The sequence below is a fragment of the Pseudodesulfovibrio sp. S3 genome, assembly GCF_004025585.1.
Classification (GTDB): domain Bacteria; phylum Desulfobacterota; class Desulfovibrionia; order Desulfovibrionales; family Desulfovibrionaceae; genus Pseudodesulfovibrio.
This window is the reverse complement of the sequence record NZ_QTZO01000003.1, coordinates 214993-230526: the sequence shown is the minus strand read 5'-3', so window position 1 is coordinate 230526 and position 15534 is coordinate 214993. Positions and strand designations below refer to the sequence as shown.

16 protein-coding genes are annotated in these 15534 nt (G+C 54.3%); 14 read left to right on the top strand and 2 right to left on the bottom strand.

The window, feature by feature from the left end; translation table 11 throughout:
• The first annotated feature begins 1 nt into the window (after position 1).
• From DWB63_RS04770 to rpsT, 7 genes are all read left to right on the top strand, one after another.
• Positions 2–1108, top strand: coding sequence for a peptidylprolyl isomerase (locus DWB63_RS04770; RefSeq protein ID WP_128327671.1), 1107 nt, complete (start codon positions 2–4; stop codon positions 1106–1108).
• Between the two features lie 96 nt (positions 1109–1204).
• On the top strand, positions 1205–2176 hold the full coding sequence (locus DWB63_RS04765) for a SurA N-terminal domain-containing protein (RefSeq protein ID WP_128327670.1): 972 nt from the start codon (positions 1205–1207) through the stop codon (positions 2174–2176).
• Positions 2173–3141 carry a helix-turn-helix domain-containing protein gene (locus DWB63_RS04760; RefSeq protein ID WP_128327669.1) on the top strand — a complete coding sequence of 323 codons (969 nt, stop codon included), beginning with the start codon at positions 2173–2175 and terminating at the stop codon, positions 3139–3141. The genes DWB63_RS04765 and DWB63_RS04760 overlap by 4 nt, the downstream gene beginning before the upstream one ends.
• A 29-nt stretch (positions 3142–3170) precedes the next feature.
• Positions 3171–3929: a DNA repair protein RecO gene (recO, locus tag DWB63_RS04755; protein WP_128327668.1), complete on the top strand. Its 759-nt coding sequence runs from the start codon at positions 3171–3173 to the stop codon at positions 3927–3929.
• A 13-nt stretch (positions 3930–3942) separates the two neighbouring features.
• Positions 3943–4812: a glycine--tRNA ligase subunit alpha gene (glyQ, locus tag DWB63_RS04750; RefSeq protein WP_128327667.1), complete on the top strand. Its 870-nt coding sequence runs from the start codon at positions 3943–3945 to the stop codon at positions 4810–4812.
• 41 nt (positions 4813–4853) lie between these two features.
• A complete protein-coding gene (gene glyS, locus DWB63_RS04745) occupies positions 4854–6962 on the top strand; it encodes a glycine--tRNA ligase subunit beta (RefSeq protein WP_128327666.1) in 2109 nt (702 codons plus the stop codon).
• A 119-nt stretch (positions 6963–7081) separates the two neighbouring features.
• On the top strand, positions 7082–7348 hold the full coding sequence (gene rpsT / locus DWB63_RS04740; protein ID WP_128327665.1) for a 30S ribosomal protein S20: 267 nt from the start codon (positions 7082–7084) through the stop codon (positions 7346–7348).
• 78 nt (positions 7349–7426) lie between these two features.
• Here rpsT and DWB63_RS04735 read toward each other — a convergent pair whose 3' ends face one another.
• Complete coding sequence (locus DWB63_RS04735) at positions 7427–8101, bottom strand: Crp/Fnr family transcriptional regulator (RefSeq protein ID WP_128327664.1); 675 nt, start codon at positions 8099–8101, stop codon at positions 7427–7429.
• A gap of 86 nt (positions 8102–8187) precedes the next feature.
• On the opposite strand from DWB63_RS04735, the gene DWB63_RS04730 reads away from it, so the two are divergent.
• From DWB63_RS04730 to DWB63_RS04700, 7 genes are all read left to right on the top strand, one after another.
• The gene (locus tag DWB63_RS04730; RefSeq protein ID WP_128327663.1) at positions 8188–9519 is read left to right on the top strand and encodes a 4Fe-4S binding protein; all 1332 of its coding nucleotides are present in this window, start codon (positions 8188–8190) and stop codon (positions 9517–9519) included.
• A gap of 29 nt (positions 9520–9548) precedes the next feature.
• Positions 9549–10340, top strand: coding sequence for a 4Fe-4S binding protein (locus DWB63_RS04725; protein ID WP_128327662.1), 792 nt, complete (start codon positions 9549–9551; stop codon positions 10338–10340).
• Positions 10341–10352: 12 nt separating this feature from the next.
• The gene (locus tag DWB63_RS04720; RefSeq protein ID WP_128327661.1) at positions 10353–10670 is read left to right on the top strand and encodes a cupin domain-containing protein; all 318 of its coding nucleotides are present in this window, start codon (positions 10353–10355) and stop codon (positions 10668–10670) included.
• A gap of 1 nt (position 10671) precedes the next feature.
• On the top strand, positions 10672–11337 hold the full coding sequence (locus DWB63_RS04715; protein ID WP_128327660.1) for a nitrite reductase: 666 nt from the start codon (positions 10672–10674) through the stop codon (positions 11335–11337).
• A 25-nt stretch (positions 11338–11362) separates the two neighbouring features.
• Positions 11363–12022 carry an NAD(P)/FAD-dependent oxidoreductase gene (locus DWB63_RS04710; RefSeq protein WP_128327659.1) on the top strand — a complete coding sequence of 220 codons (660 nt, stop codon included), beginning with the start codon at positions 11363–11365 and terminating at the stop codon, positions 12020–12022.
• Between the two features lie 168 nt (positions 12023–12190).
• Positions 12191–13558: a Trk system potassium transporter TrkA gene (trkA, locus tag DWB63_RS04705; RefSeq protein WP_128327658.1), complete on the top strand. Its 1368-nt coding sequence runs from the start codon at positions 12191–12193 to the stop codon at positions 13556–13558.
• Positions 13559–15019, top strand: coding sequence for a TrkH family potassium uptake protein (locus DWB63_RS04700; protein ID WP_128327657.1), 1461 nt, complete (start codon positions 13559–13561; stop codon positions 15017–15019). It abuts the gene before it with no gap.
• 23 nt (positions 15020–15042) lie between these two features.
• Here the strand turns inward: DWB63_RS04700 and DWB63_RS04695 are convergent, their stop codons facing one another.
• Positions 15043–15300, bottom strand: a complete 258-nt coding sequence (locus tag DWB63_RS04695) for a hypothetical protein (protein ID WP_128327656.1) — start codon at positions 15298–15300, stop codon at positions 15043–15045.
• Positions 15301–15534: the final 234 nt, after the last annotated feature.

Genomic DNA, 15534 nt, shown 5'->3' with positions numbered 1-15534 from the left:
TATGACACGTTATGTAACTGTTTTGATATTGTTTGCAGTATTGTTGACAGGGTGTACCGGAGATTCCGATGATATGGGGATCGTTGCCCGAGTTAACGGTGAACCCATTTTCCTGTCTCAACTGGAATTCCAACATGACTTGTTTCAGGCGGACAGCGTCGGCACCTATGTGCCCAGTGTCGAGAAGCTGAGAACTGAATTCGGTGATATCCTGGCCGATCTTATTGTGCAGGAGTTGGTGGTGCAGGAGTTGGTCCGTCGGGATTTGGCCGTGACCGATGAAGAGGTGGTGAAGGCCGAAGAGGAAATCCGTGCCGATTATCCTGAGGGAGCCTTTGAGCAGGTGCTGGTTGAAGAGTACATTGATCTCAAGTCCTGGCGTCGTCAGCTCAAGTACCACCTTGCCCAGAAGAAGTTTTTTCTCCAGGTGCTCAGGGCACAGATAAAGATCGACTACAAAGAAGCCGAAAAATACTATCGCGACCATATTTCCGATTTTTATCTGCCTGAAAGTCTTCGAATTCTCGTGGTCCGCGGGCCTAGCCGGGAGTTGGTGGTCAAGGCGGTGGGAAAATATCTTCAGGATCATGATCAGATGAGTCTGGCCACTGCTTTCGGCGAAGTCGAGACCCGTGAGGTTGTTGTGCGGGAGGGGCGGTTGTCCGCTGCCTGGCGGAATGCCATGGGCGGTTTGAAACCGGGGCAGGCCAGTGATGTTCTGACGGATCGATTTGGTTTTGAGGCCCTCGTACTGCTGGAACGTTCTGAAGCCAAGGTGTTGGCCCCTGCTCAGGCTTATCCATTGGTGGAAGAGGCTTTGTTGGGAAAAAAGATGCAAAAGGCTTTTGATCAGTGGTTGTCCGAAAACTTGGCGACTGCCGACATCTCTGTCAGTGAGCATCTCCTGGCAGAGGCTCAGGAGGAGGTCAATGACTTCCCGCTGATTCCTGATGAGCAGGAGGTCCAGGAGCCAGAACAGCCTGAGGAGATTGATATAATGGCCCCTGATGTCCCTGACACGGAAGATGATGCAGGGCAGGAATCGGTCGAGGAGTCCGTTGAGGAATCCATGCCGGCCGAAGGGGCGACCGACGACTCTGGAATCTGATCAGGACCATTCATTGCATAGTCCATACAAAGTGACTAGAATTCGACAAAATGGTCGAAGGGTATTCATTCCCTTCGATGCCAAGGAGTAAACCGCGTGGTGAAACTACTTTCCGTGCTCATCGGAGCCGTACTCATGATATCTCCTGTTTCTGCCCAGGCTGCCGAGACGGTGATTAACCGTATCCTGGTGAAGATTAATGATAATATCATCACACAATATGATCTTGATGAGGAAATGAAGCCGATTCTCGAGCAGGTGAAGGGGCGGCAGCTTGGCGACAAGGAAAAGGAACAGCTCAACGCTCTGCGCAAAAGGGCGCTGGAGAGTCTGGTCAATGACATTTTGATACAGCAGGAAGTGGCCAAATATGGAATCGGGGTCACTGATGAGAATATGGATAAGGAAATTGATCGGGTACGTGCGGAGCGCGGCTTGACGCTTGAAGAGTTTGAGAACGTGGTTCGTGAAGATGGCCTTGAGATGGAGGAGTTTCGGAGCCGGTTGAAAGAGATGCTTGAAAAACAGGAACTCATAAGCCATATGGTGACCAGCAAGGTGCTGGTCACGGATTCGGAAATTCAGGAAGAATATGAAGCCCGTCATGACGACTATCAACTCGACAAGATGGTTGAACTCGCCATCATTCTTTTGCCTTCGGATGTCTCGGCAGTGGAGGTCAGGGAACGCATTCTTGAAGGCGAAATGACTTTTGCCGAGGCTGTCCAGAAATATAGTGTGGGACCTGGTAAGGATTTAGGCGGATCCATCGGCGAATTGAGCTACGTTGACCTGGCCGTCGAGTGGAAAGAGTCCTTGGAGGGAGTGGCTGCTGGGGGAGTCGGCACGCCGTTGACCATCCAGGGCAAGGAGGCATTGTTGTCTCCGGTCACTATTGCCGAGGATCGTCTCGTGCCTCTCGATGATGTTCGGGACGACATATATAAACAATTGATGCAAAATAAGCGGGAAACGCTCTTTTCAGAGTATTTTGAAAAACTGAAACAAAGTTCGGTTATCGTTTATATGGATAAAACCCTGGAACCCGACAACGGAGTATCCCAATGAATTTTCAGGAACTCGGCCTTGCGTTGCAGCGTGAACGTGAAACTAGAGGGTTGACCATTAAGGAGGTCATGGAGTCCACTAAGATCAGTCGTATCAATTTGCTTGCCTTGGAGAGCGGTGACAGTTCTTCTTTGCCGCATCCCGTATATACAAAAGGATTTGTTAGGAGTTACGCACGATTGCTCGGCCTTGACGCAGATGAATTGTCGATGGTTGTTGATCGAGAGTATCAAATGGAAGAGCAAAATGCCGGGGGGCTTTCTTACGATGTTTCCCCCAACGCGGAAAAGGCCTTTCATGAAGCAGATGCGCCCGCTGTTCGCAAGCGGTCGGTTTGGCCCTCCATCTTCGTTGTCATTATCCTGTGTTGTGCCGCTTTGGTTCTCGTGTTGAATCTGAACAAGGGCGGCATGGAACAAACGGCTCCGCCCGCTACGTCCATGGAGTCAACGACAGAGCCTGTCCGACCTGCTGAATTGGCTGAACCCGAGGGGGTTCAGCCTGAGGGTGAAGGGGGAGAGGACGCTGCTGTTCCAGCGGACTCGGAGGTTCAATCCGAAACGGTTGGGCAGGCCGTTCCGTCCGACCAGGCCCTGCCGGTCGTGTCGTCTGAAAAGGCCACGCCCGTTGTCAAGCCTGCACCTGCGTCGACCATGTCCGAGATGGTCGACGATGAGGCTACGGATAATCAGGAGGCAAGTGCTGAAGCGGCAAAATACGCTCATGTGGTGATCATCAGGGCTAACACCAACAAGGGGTGCTGGATCGGCGTTTGGCGCGGGGATGAACTGGATATGGCCCGTGATTTTGTTTTGACAAAAGGAGAACCCCTGCGTTTGATGTTCAACAGTCCCCGCAGGATTCGCATCGGCAACGCGGCTGGTGTCAGCGTGACTTACAACGGAGCACCGTATCCCCTCGATCAAGCCAAGGGCAATATACAGACGATCCTCTTCGGTATGTAACCCGGTCACCGGAGCAGGACAGGTACTGCATGAACGGCACTGAAAAATGTCTCGTACTCAAGGTCGGACGTTTTCGGGAGGCCGATGTCTGGGTCAAGCTCCTTACGCCCACACGCGGCGTTTTCAACGGATTCGCTTTTGGAGGCAGCCGCAGCCGACGCAGGTTTGTCGGGTGTCTCGATCCTCTCAGCCATGTTCTCTTCACCATAGGAACCAACAAGACCGGAACGTATACGGTTCTTGAAGAAGGTTCCCTGCTGCACAATTTTCCGATGGTTAGAAAGGATCCTGTCAGGACCGGTCTGGCCGTCAATTGCATCAAGTTCATTGAAGCCGTCGAGATCGATCCCTCCGATGCCAGGCCTGTTTATTCTCTGTTGCTTGAAACATTGCACATGTTGGAGTCGGGTGGCGGTAGCAGCGACTTCACGCCATGGCTTTTCAGGGCCAAGCTGGCGTTCGAAATGGGCTACACACCGGACTTCCTCACCTGCGGAACCTGCGGTCTAACGATAGCCGGACAGGACGGGTACAGGTTCGGCGTCGAGAAGGGCCAGGTGGCCTGTCGGACTTGTCTTTCGGGCGGGAAACCGTTAGAGGGACTTGCTCGACCGATTTCCACGGGAGTGCTTCGCGCCTTGGATTGGATTCAACAAAGTCGACCAGCGGACTGGGTTACCGTTGCCATGGACAGTGAGGTCCGGCGTCAATCCAGTCAATTGATCGAACTATTCGTGGCCTACCACCTGGGTCTGTCCTGGGAAGGCGGCATGTATAAAAAGGTATGAGTTGGAGTAAGTCATGAATTTTCAGGATGTTATACTGAAATTGCAAGGTTTTTGGGCGGACTATGGCTGCGCTGTTGTTCAGCCCATGGACATTGAGTGCGGTGCGGGGACGTTCAATCCCTCCACCTTTTTCCGGGTCATCGGTCCCGAACCATGGAAGGTCGCCTATGTGGAGCCTTCGCGCCGTCCCACTGATGGCCGTTACGGTGAAAACCCCAACCGGCTGCAGCATTATTATCAATTTCAGGTGGTTTTGAAGCCGTCTCCCGACAATATTCAGGAATTGTATCTTGAAAGTCTGGGGGTGCTGGGCCTTGACGCAGCAGCCCAGGACATCCGTTTCGTGGAGGATGACTGGGAATCGCCCACGCTCGGCGCCTGGGGCCTTGGCTGGGAAGTCTGGCTCAACGGCATGGAGGCGACTCAGTTCACCTATTTTCAGCAGGTGGGCGGCATCGATCTCAAGCCCGTGTCCGTGGAAATCACCTACGGTCTTGAGCGCATCTGCATGTATCTGCAGGAAAAGGAATCCGTCTACGACCTCATGTGGAATGATGAGGTTACCTATGGTCAGATATTCCACCAGAACGAGGTGGAGATGTCCAAATACAATTTTGAGCTGTCCAACGCGGACATGTTGTTCGACCTGTTCAACAAGTTCGAGGCCGAATGCCTCAAGCTGTGCGAGGAAGGCCTGCCCTGGCCTGCCTATGACTGCTGCCTGAAATGCTCCCATTCGTTCAACATGCTGGACGCACGCGGTGCGATATCCATCACCGAGCGCGCCACCTACATCGGTCGCGTACGCAACCTGGCCTCCAAGCTCGCCAGGCTTTATGCGGATCAGCGGGAAGAGATGGGTTATCCCATGCTCAAGAAGTAAGCGACGCCACCGATAAGAAATAGAGAGAAAAGAGAAGAAAAATGGCCGAATTCATTCTGGAAATCGGAACCGAGGAAATGCCCGCCCGCTTTGTTCCTAAGCTGGCTGATGAACTTGAGAAGGCCTTTGCCGAGGCGCTCACCGAGTCCATGGTCGAAAACGGGGGCGTCAAATGCTACGCCACCCCGCGTCGTATCACCGCGCATGTTGCCTCCCTGGCTGTGACGCAGCTTCAGGAGGAGGAGACCGTCACAGGTCCTCCCGTTCGCATAGCCTATGACGGCGATGGCAACCTGACAAAAGCCGGGCAGGGGTTTGCCAAGACCCAGGGCGTGGCCGAAGACGCCCTGTTCAAGATGAAGACCGACAAGGGTGAGTATCTGGCTGCCAAGAAGACCGTGGGCGGTGGCAAGACAGCTGACATTCTGCCCGCCATTTGTACCAAGTGCATAGAATCGCTTTCTTTTCCCAAGAAGATGCGGTGGGGCGGATATGACTTCGCCTTTGGTCGTCCCGTGCGCTGGCTCCTGGCTCTGCTCGACAGTGAGGTCATCGAATTTACCCTGGAGAACCTGACCTCGGGCCGCGAGACCCGCGGTCATCGGGTCATGGGTTTCGGCCCGTTTGCCGTGAATTCGGCGTCTGAATATTTTTCCATAGTCCGGGACAAGGGCAAGGTGGTCATTGATCCCGAGGAGCGCAAGAAAATCATCGTTGACCAAGGCAATCGTCTGGCCGGTGAGTTGGGCGGCGAGATCGTCTGGAACGAAGGCTTGCTCGATGAGGTCGCCAACCTGGTGGAATACCCCAAGCCGCTTATCGGGGATATCGACAAGCTCTACCTGGAACTGCCCCGTGAAGTGCTGCTCACCTCCATGCAGTCTCATCAGAAGAGCTTCGGTGTTCAGGACGGCGAGGGCAATCTGTTGCCGCACTTCCTGACCACTCTGAACCTCGACCCCCTGGATGTTGCCCTGGTCAAGAAAGGTTGGGAGCGTGTACTCAAGGCCCGCCTTGAAGATGCCCGCTTCTTCTGGGAGGCGGACTGCAAGGTCGACTTCAAGGTCTGGCTGGACAAGCTGGAGAACGTGGTTTTTCTCGGCCCTCTCGGGTCCGTGGGCGACAAGTCGCGTCGTATCAAATCCCTGTGTGCCAAATTGATTGAGAAGCTGGGTGAATCAAAGTCCATCCTGCCTGGAGAGTATGAAAAGTTCGCCATGGCCGGACGGCTGGCCAAGGCGGATCTCGTTTCCGAAATGGTCATCGAGTTCGATAGCCTGCAAGGCAAGATGGGGGGCATCTACGCCGAGCGCGCTGGCAAGGGCGAGATCGTTTCCAGCGGCATCTATGAACAGTATCTGCCTGCTGGGCCGGACAGCCCGGTTCCGTCCAGTCTGTCCGGTGCGTTGGTCTCCATGGCCGACAAGGTGGACACCATGGCCGGTTGTTTCGGGCTGGGCAAGGTGCCTACCGGGGCCAACGACCCCTATGCTCTGCGCCGTTGTGCCTTGGGTATCGCCCGCATCATCATGGAACACGAACTGAACGTGGACCTGGGTGTACTGCTCAAATGGGCTCAGGAAGCGTATACCGGGGTCAAATGGAAGATTGAGAAACCAGAGGCCCTTGCCAAGCTCAAGGACTTCTTCGGTCAGCGTCTGCGTGCCCTGTTTATAGGCCAAGGGTTCGACACGCGTGTGGTTGATGCTGCGCTTGGTGCCGGATTCAGCGACATCCGGACCTTGAAGGCTCGGCTTGAGGCCTTGGGTGAGTTCAGCAGGGAAGCGGATTTCGAGCAGGCCGTGCTGACCTTCAAGCGTGCTGCAAATATCATCCGCAAGCAGGGCGATGAGGCTGGTCAGCCCCTGACCGGCAGCTATGATGCGGATCTGTTTGAGGACGAACACGAACAGGCCTTCGGCACCAATCTGGAGGCGTTGGCACCTCGCTTTGATGATCTGTGGGAGAACGGCGATTTTGCCGGATTATTTGGACTTCTCGGGGAGTTGCGTCCTTCTGTGGACGGTTTCTTCGACAATGTCATGGTTATGTGCGATGAGGTTGATGTCCGGCTGAACCGTTTGAATCTACTCAAGGCATTGGTCGACCGTCTAAGCCGTTTGGCCGACTTCAATGCTTTGCAGGTGTAGTTCAAATTAGAAAACGCTTGACATCGGGGGAAGAGTCCATATAAAAAGCTCTCCCTTCGGGAAGAATAGCAAACAAACGCTTTTTTAATACGATAATTTATTGATCAGGAGAAATTACCTTGGCTAATCACAAATCCGCCTTGAAGAGGCACCGTCAGAGCTTGAAGCGTCGCGCCCGTAACCGCATTTCCAAGACCCGCATCAAGAACACCGTCAAAGCTGTTCGTCTTGCCATCGAGGAAAAGGACGTTACCAAGGCACAGGAAGCCCTCAAGGAAGCCTCTTCCATTTTGGACAAGGCTGCCCGCAAGAGCATTATCCACGAGCGCCAGGCTCAGCGTCGCATCGCCCGCCTTCAGACGGCCGTCAACAAGATCGCTGAATAGTCTTTTCCGTTGCCATGTATCAGCCCGCTGCACGTATGTGCAGCGGGCTTTTTGCGTTGGGCTGGTGTCTGGGCTTCATCAGCGTCCCTGATCTGCGATCTCCCCGAGGGCGGCTTTGTCGAGGATGGTGATCTCTCTGCCGTTCAGATGGATAAGTCCTTCCTCGGTAAACCGTTTCAAAATGCGGGACAGTGTTTCCTGAATGGTGCCGAGATAGAGAGCGATCTGTCCCTTTGGAAGGTCGAGTTTGAAGGTGTCCGATTCTTGGGATGAGCGGAGCAGCAGGAGATAGGACGCCAGCCTTGACGGCGTCTCCTTCAGGCTCAAATCGTCTATTTTGCTGACAAGAATGCGCAGCCGCTGGGAAAGCATGGCCATCATTTTCATGGCCAGGTCAGGGTCTTCCCGAATGATGTTCCTGAAATCCTGGCGCGGAAAGAACAGGGCTTCACAGAGTTCCACGGCTTCGCATTGGGCAGGAAAGTTGCTGCCTTCGAAGACCGGGACTTCTCCCACTGCTTCGCCTGGTCCGAATATGTGGATGATCTGTTCCTTGCCTGACGGCGAGCTTCGGAAGACCTTGACCCGTCCAGTTACAAGGGAAAAGAACCCATGGGCCGGGACATCAGCCAAGAATAAAGTCTCGCCTTTCCCATACCGCTTGATAACGGCGATGTCAGCCAGTTTGCCGAGTATCTCGTCAGGCAAGCCTTCAAAAAATGTGACATCCTTCACGGCTTCAAGTTTGTTCATTAATCATTTGCTCCATTTTTCATTGTAGTATGGGTAATTTGACCTAAGTCATGGTTCCCGTCAAAAAAAAGGTTCATCTTCAAATCATGAAGACCGCAACAACAAATCGATACCTCTTGATTTTCCCTGCCTTGGCCTTGCTGCTTTTGAGCGCGCATGCCCTCAGGCAAGGCGATTACGGTTTGAGTATTTCCTTTGCAGCTCTGGTCGGACTTTTGTTAACCCGTCAGGCGTGGGTGCGCATGCTCGTGGTGGCAGCGCTTGTGTGGGGCGGGTACATCTGGGCGAACGCCACTGTGGAATTCATCTCTTTCCGCCAGGCTTTCGGGGCTCCGTGGCAGCGGCTCGCCTCCATCATGGCGGGTGTGATCCTTCTTGACGGTCTGGCCCTGGCCGTGATGCTGGGCAATCGTATGCGGACATATTTCCATGCGGGGGCGCAGTGGGCCGTGCCGCGCGCAGTCCTTTTCATGCTTACCGCCTCGGGGTTGGCCATGATCAGGAGCATGACGCCTTTTCCGATGCTGCTGGCTGACCGCTATCTGATCGGGTGGGGGTGGTTGGAAATATTCGGATTGGCTCTGTATGCCCAGTGGATCGGAAACCTCATGCTCTCGCCCAAGGGACACAGGAAGTACCGTCCTCGTATCTGGGAATTCTTTTCTGTGCTGTTTTTCCTGCAACTGGGGCTTGGCCTGCTCGGCATGGACCGGATGCTCATGACCGGCAGCCTGCATCTTCCGGTCCCGGCTTTGATCGCGGCTGGTCCGGTCTTTCGCGGCAGCGGCTTCTTCATGCTCATCCTGTTCGGCGTCACAGTGATGCTGGTCGGTTCGGCCTGGTGCAGTCATCTGTGCTACATAGGGGCCTGGGACGATGCCATGAGCAGCATTGGGCCGCGTCCGGCCCATTCTTCCGTGATTGGTCGTCTGAGCATGATTGGACGCGGGGCTACACTGTTGCTGGTCCTGATCACCGCCTGGATTCTGCGTTGGGCAGGCGTGCCCGGCATCACGGCCGTTTGGTTCGGAGTAGCTTTCGGGCTGGCAGGTGTGGGGATCATGGCGTTTATTTCCCGTAAGAGCGGAATGATGGTACACTGTACTGCCTATTGCCCCATGGGGTTGGTTGGGAATCTCTTTGGCAGGATTTCGCCTTGGCGCATTCGCATCGATGCGGATTGCACCCGGTGCGGTGCCTGCTACTCGAAGTGCCGCTACAACGCATTGGACGAGCATAGGATGGAATTGGGCAGCCCGGCTCTTTCCTGTACCTTGTGCGGCGATTGTGTTTCGGCTTGTGCGCATCAGCAGATCGGATACGCTTTTCCGGGCCTTTCAAAAGAAACTGCCAGGACCGTGTTCATAGTCCTGGTCGTCAGTCTTCACGCCATTTTTGTCGGCGTGGCAAGAATGTAAATAACTTAATAATAAAAGAGGATAGTAAAATGATAAGTAAAAGAAAAATGATCACCATCAATGAGGAATTGTGTAATGGCTGCGGCCAGTGCGTACCTTCCTGCGAAGAAGGGGCCTTGGCAATCGTTGACGGCAAGGCCAGACTGGTCAAGGAGATTTATTGCGACGGCTTGGGCGCGTGTTTGGGCGATTGTCCCACTGGTGCGCTTAAGGTGGAGGTCCGCGAGGCGGATGATTTCGATCCCGATGCCGTTGCCCGGCACCTGAAAGCCCAGGGACGGACTGTGCCGAAGCACATGCCGGATCCCGAGAGCCTGCGGCTGGACAAGCCGGGCAAGACACCCGGGCGCGGCGGTTGTCCAGGGGCGGCCTTGAAAACCATGACTCCGTGTGGGCAGGCCAATATCCCCACGACACAGCCTGCGGGCGGTTCTGCGTTGTCCCATTGGCCTGTACAACTCCGGCTTGTGCCGCCCACTGCGCCGTTTCTCAAGGGAGCCGACCTGCTGCTGACAGCGGATTGTGTGCCTGTGGCAATGCCGTCCTACCATGGTGAGTATGTACCCAATCGAGTGGTGCTCATGGGCTGCCCGAAATTTGATAACCAGATGGAATATATCGAGAAACTTGCAGAGATCATAGCCGAAAACAATCTCAATTCAATTACCGTCATGGAGATGGAGGTGCCATGTTGTGCGTCGATGAGTGTCATATTGCGCGAAGCGGTCAAGCGGGCTGGCAGTGCCGTCGACACGGTGCGCGTGACCGTGGCCCGCACCGGTGCTGTGCTGGAAACCGTTCCGTTGAATTTTGAAGTATAAGGAGCAGGACTCATGAAGAAGATTGAATTATATAACGAACATGGTTTCAAGGACTTGACGTTCTCTAACTACCTGGTACACGAGTCTGAGTTCATGAAGGTGATTAATTTCAACTTCAAGGCCGGACAGAAGCTTCCCGTACATTCTCACGATCTGGAAGGGGAACTGACCCTGACCATCCTGGAAGGTGAGGGCGAGTTCCTTGCAGCGGACGGTGCAAGCATGCCCGCCCACCCTGGTGATGTATTGGTTTCGGATATTGCCGAGCCTCATGGCGTTCGGGCCATAACGGACATGCGTGTCCTTGTAACCATAGCCCCTCCGATCTGATATGGATATTAATAGCTATATTGAAAAGTTACCGATGCGAGCCGTCAAGTTGAGAAAAGACGGCTCGTATACGGTGGTGCCACGAATGAGTCAGGGGCGGATCAATGCCGAACAGTTGCTGGCGATCTACAGCGTGGTGCAGGAACACAACCTGCCAGGCGTGCGTCTGACCGCCGGACAGAGGCTCATGCTCGATGGCATCCCGGCAGAGGTACTTGAAGCCGTTGTCGAAAAAATCGGGCCGGTGGGCGATGTCTATCGCCACAAGGTTCAGGCCTGTCTGGGAACTGCCGGGTGCAAGCTCGCCATGCAGGATTCCATGTCCTTGGCCGAGAAACTTGAAGAACATATCAAGGATTTCGTGCTCCCCACCAAGCTCAAGTCGAGCGTGTCCGGTTGCTCCATGTGTTGCGCGGAATCCATGATTCGGGACGTGGGGTTGATCGGGCGAAAGACCGGTTGGACCGTTTCCTTCGGCGGCAACGGCGGCAAGCGTGTGCGCCGGGGGGATATCCTTGCCGAGGACGTATCCAGTCAGGAGGCGTTCGATATCATAGGCAAGGCCCTTGCTTTTTATGCGGAACATGCCAAAGTCAAGGAACGTACGGCACGATTTGTCGAGCGTGTGAGTGTTGACGCGGTCAAAAAAGCTGTCCTTGGCAAATAATGTGTTTTTCAATCAGGAGCCAATCATGAATGATACCGATACCCCCAAAGGTGCGATTCTCCAGCGCGACAAGAAAACCTATGCCATTGTCCCCAGGACTCCGGTGGGTCTCGTGACCCCGGATATTCTCGAGGCTCTGGCCCGTGTGGGGCGCAAATTCGATATCCCGATCATGAAGATTACCTCGGGTCAGCGCATCGCCCTGGTGGGTCTTGGTGCTGAACAGGTGGATCAGGTCTGGGACGATCTCAAGATGGACATCGGTCCGGCTGTGGGTTTGTGCGTCCACTACGTGCAGGCGTGTCCCGGCACGGCGGTCTGCAAGCTCGGTGTCCGGGATTCCTTGGGGCTTGGCCTGGAGCTTGAGGAAATGTTTGTGGGCAAGGAATTGCCTGCCAAGCTCAAGGTTGGGGTGTCCGGTTGCCCCATGTGTTGCGCGGAGAGTTACGTGCGTGACGTTGGCCTCATAGGCAAACCCAAGGGTTGGACCATGGTGGTGGGCGGCAATGCTTCCGGTCGGCCGCGTATTGCGGATGAAGTGGCCAGCAATCTGTCACGGGATGAAGCCGTGGAACTGGTGAAACGGTTTTTGGAGTATTATCGTGAGCATGGCGGAAAGCGTAATCGTTCCGCACGGATGCTGGAGAAAGTAGGGATTGATGCGGTCAAGGCAGCTATTCTATGACCTTGAAAAACAATCTATTTCAAGGTGGCCCTGATGAAATTGGGGCCGTTGTTGTGTGTAACAATCTGATATCGTTGACTGGTCTTGTTTTTCACAGTGTTGCACTGGGGAGAAAAGCCGGGTAGATAGAGTGTTGTTTTTCATTCTCACAAATGTAGGAGCTGAGATTTGAGGGTTATCATAATAGGGGCTGGTGAGGTTGGGTTTCATCTCGCCCAGAGGCTGGCGGTAGAGAACAAGGAAGTCGTTGTCATCGACAAGAGTGACGAGGCCCTCAGGAAAATAGCCGAAACCTCGGATGTTCAGACCATCAAGGGGTCCGGCAGCAGTCCCAAAGTCCTTGAAGAGGCCGGCATTGCCGATGCTGACATTTTTCTCGCCGTCACCGATTCGGACGAGATCAACCTCATTGCCTGCTTTTTTGCCAACATGCTCAGCAAAGGTGTTACCAAGCTCGCCCGCATCCGTAGCGAAATGTACACCGATTACAAGCACTTGTTGACGGGTGAAGGAGCCAATATCACCAAGATCATCAATCCCGACGAGGAGGTGGTGAACTCGGTGCTCAGGCTCATGAGTGTTCCCGGTGCCGTGGAAATCAACGAGTTTGCCAACGGCAAGATTCGACTCATCGGGATCAACCTGCCTGACGATAGCGCCATCATGGGGTGTCAGCTCATTCATCTTCGAGATAAGATCGGCGATGATCTTGGTATCGTCATTGCGGCCATAGTTAGGGAAGGTCAGCTTATAATCCCCAGCGGTCTCGACGTTATCCAGAAGGACGACGTGGTCTATTTTGTTTGCGACATCCGCGACCAGGAAGAAATTCTGATCAGGCTCGGCATTTCCACTGAACCGGTTCGCAAGGTCTTGATCATAGGCGGCGGCAATATCGGGTTCCGTCTGGCCAAGGCGCTGGACAACAAATACTACCACACCCGGCTATTGGAGAACCGTCAAAAAAGGTGTGAGTATCTTTCCGAGCATCTGGACCGCCCCATTGTGCTTATGGGCGATTCGACGGATCAGGAGATTCTCCGTGAGGAGAATATTCAAGACATGGATATGGTTATTGCCGTGACCGGCGACGAGGAGACCAATATCCTGTCCTGTCTTCTGGCAAAGAGCCTTGGAGCCAAGAGTACCGTCACCCGAGTCAATAATTTCGGATATATGCCGCTCATAGAACCCATCGGCATCGATTATGTGGTCTGCCCAAGACAGTCGGCCATCAATTCCTTGCTGCACTATATCAGACGGGGAAAGATCATTTCGTCGGTATCCATAAAGGGCGAGGCTGCCGAAGCCCTGGAAGCTGTGGCCCAGGAAGATTCCCCCATTGTCGGCAAGACGGTCAAGGAGCTCGGGTTTCCTCGGGGTTGTCTGGTTCTTTGTTTCCAGCGGGGCGATGATGTCGTCATTCCGCGAGGCGACACCGTTGTTCAGCCCAATGACCGTTTGATTATCATCTCCACCCGTCAAAATATTCCCAAGGTGGAAAAAGTGCTGACCACCAAGGTGGAATTCTTCTAGATGCGCTGGAAATACGTACTGCATATCATCGGTGCACTTGTCGCCTGCGTGGGATTGACCATGGTTTTTCCTCTGGCTTGGGGTGTCTACTATGATGACGGCACGGCCATTCCATTGGCTGCCTCCATGGGCATCACAGTGAGTATCGGTGGACTGCTTTTTCTCGTTTTCCGTGATCGAGAGGCCTATAAGTCATCGGTCATGACGCATCGTGAAGGCATGGCCATCGTGGCGTTGGGCTGGTTCGTGGCAGGGGCCTTCGGCGGACTGCCGTTTCTGCTCGGCGGTACCTTCGAATCCGTGGTGGATTGCGTTTTTGAATCACTGTCGGGGTTCAGCACTACCGGGTCATCCGTGCTGTCCAATATTGAAGCCGTGCCTCGGGGGTTGCTGTTCTGGCGCAGCCTGACCCATTGGCTCGGCGGTATGGGCATCATCGTGCTTTCTCTCGCCATTCTGCCGTTCCTGGGTATTGGCGGTATGCAGCTCTACAAGGCAGAGGTTCCGGGACCGTCGCCGGACAAGCTTAAACCGCGCATCAAAGACACGGCCATGACGCTGTGGAAAGTCTACGTATTATTCAGTGCGGTTGAGACCGTCCTGCTCATGTTCGGCGGCATGGATCTGTTCGATGCCCTGTGCCACACCTTCGGTACCATGGCGACAGGCGGTTTTTCTACCAAGAATGCCTCGGTGGCCGGGTTCGACAGTGCGTATATCGATTATGTCATCACCGTGTTCATGCTCATCGCGGGCATCAATTTTTCTTTGCACTACCTTTTGCTCAAATGGCGGCCAAGCGTCTTGTTCAGGGATCCGGAGTTCCGTGTCTTCGCAGGGTTGGTTCTGGTGTTCACGGCAGTGATTACTGCCTTTGTCTATCTTGCCGGGAACTATGATAATATGTCCGATGCCATCCGGTACACCTCATTTCAGGTGGCATCCATCCTGACCACCACGGGATTTGCCACGGCAGACTACGAGCTGTGGCCGGGCATAGCCCAGGCCATTCTGCTTTTCTGCATGTTCGTGGGCGGATGTGCCGGGTCCACGGGCGGCGGCATGAAGGTCATGCGCATCATGCTGCTCTTCAAGCAATCCTACCAGGAGTTGTTCCGGCTCATACACCCCAGGTCCGTAACGCATGTGAAGATGGGAAAGACCGTGGTCAAGGATGACGTTATCAGCGGAGTGGAGGGCTTTTTCGTGCTCTGGCTCGGTCTTCTGGTGCTGGCTGCGTTCGTGGTGGCTGCCACCGGCGTTGACGTGGTCACGTCCTTTGCCGCTGCCCTGGCCTGCATCGGCAACATCGGTCCGGGTATCGGAGGGGTTGGACCGACCGACAATTTTGCATGGTTGCCTGACACCGCAAAGTGGGTGCTGACTTTTTGCATGGTGCTTGGTCGGCTCGAAATTTACACGGTCATTATTTTGTTTGTCCCTGAATTCTGGCGTAAATAGTCGTTTCGCGTGATGAGGTCACGCTACAAATCGCCTTTCTTGGCACATCCGTGATAAATCATGCCGTTGATGACTGCTTGCGCAGCCCATCCGAATTGTTCACCGCTCATGGTGTCAAGGCATTGACCCCGTTCCAGGGTCAGGGTGAGTGCGTTTTCTGCCGAGGTGCCCTCGTATCGTGTCCTGCCATCCGACAGTATCATGGTTGAATAACGGAATATGAGCGGCTCTTGGTGTTGGGCGGAAGTGATGGTGACGGTCTCGGGGGTAAGCAGAGCCATCCATCCTGGTTCGTTCTCCAGAATTTTGTATATGAATTCCCCGTAGTTTTCGCCACATCCTCACCCCTCCTGTGCAGAGGAGGCGTGGACGAGTAGCGCCGCGATCGTCCCACTGTATTCCTCGGCAAACCCATCTAGGGCGGACGGCTCCTGGCGACCAAGAATTTCTATGAAGAATGGTCGGTAGGGGGTATCTGAAAACCGCTCGGAAGCGTCTTTCAGTTGGCCGACAGT

Coding starts and splice junctions, on each gene's coding strand:
- DWB63_RS04770 (WP_128327671.1), top strand. CDS start 2: ATGACACGTTATGTAACTGTTTTGATATTGTTTGCAGTATTGTTGACA.
- DWB63_RS04760 (WP_128327669.1), top strand. CDS start 2,173: ATGAATTTTCAGGAACTCGGCCTTGCGTTGCAGCGTGAACGTGAAACT.
- recO (WP_128327668.1), top strand. CDS start 3,171: ATGAACGGCACTGAAAAATGTCTCGTACTCAAGGTCGGACGTTTTCGG.
- glyQ (WP_128327667.1), top strand. CDS start 3,943: ATGAATTTTCAGGATGTTATACTGAAATTGCAAGGTTTTTGGGCGGAC.
- glyS (WP_128327666.1), top strand. CDS start 4,854: ATGGCCGAATTCATTCTGGAAATCGGAACCGAGGAAATGCCCGCCCGC.
- DWB63_RS04735 (WP_128327664.1), bottom strand. CDS start 8,101: ATGAACAAACTTGAAGCCGTGAAGGATGTCACATTTTTTGAAGGCTTG.
- DWB63_RS04730 (WP_128327663.1), top strand. CDS start 8,188: ATGAAGACCGCAACAACAAATCGATACCTCTTGATTTTCCCTGCCTTG.
- DWB63_RS04725 (WP_128327662.1), top strand. CDS start 9,549: ATGATAAGTAAAAGAAAAATGATCACCATCAATGAGGAATTGTGTAAT.
- DWB63_RS04720 (WP_128327661.1), top strand. CDS start 10,353: ATGAAGAAGATTGAATTATATAACGAACATGGTTTCAAGGACTTGACG.
- DWB63_RS04715 (WP_128327660.1), top strand. CDS start 10,672: ATGGATATTAATAGCTATATTGAAAAGTTACCGATGCGAGCCGTCAAG.
- DWB63_RS04710 (WP_128327659.1), top strand. CDS start 11,363: ATGAATGATACCGATACCCCCAAAGGTGCGATTCTCCAGCGCGACAAG.
- DWB63_RS04700 (WP_128327657.1), top strand. CDS start 13,559: ATGCGCTGGAAATACGTACTGCATATCATCGGTGCACTTGTCGCCTGC.
- DWB63_RS04695 (WP_128327656.1), bottom strand. CDS start 15,300: ATGGCTCTGCTTACCCCCGAGACCGTCACCATCACTTCCGCCCAACAC.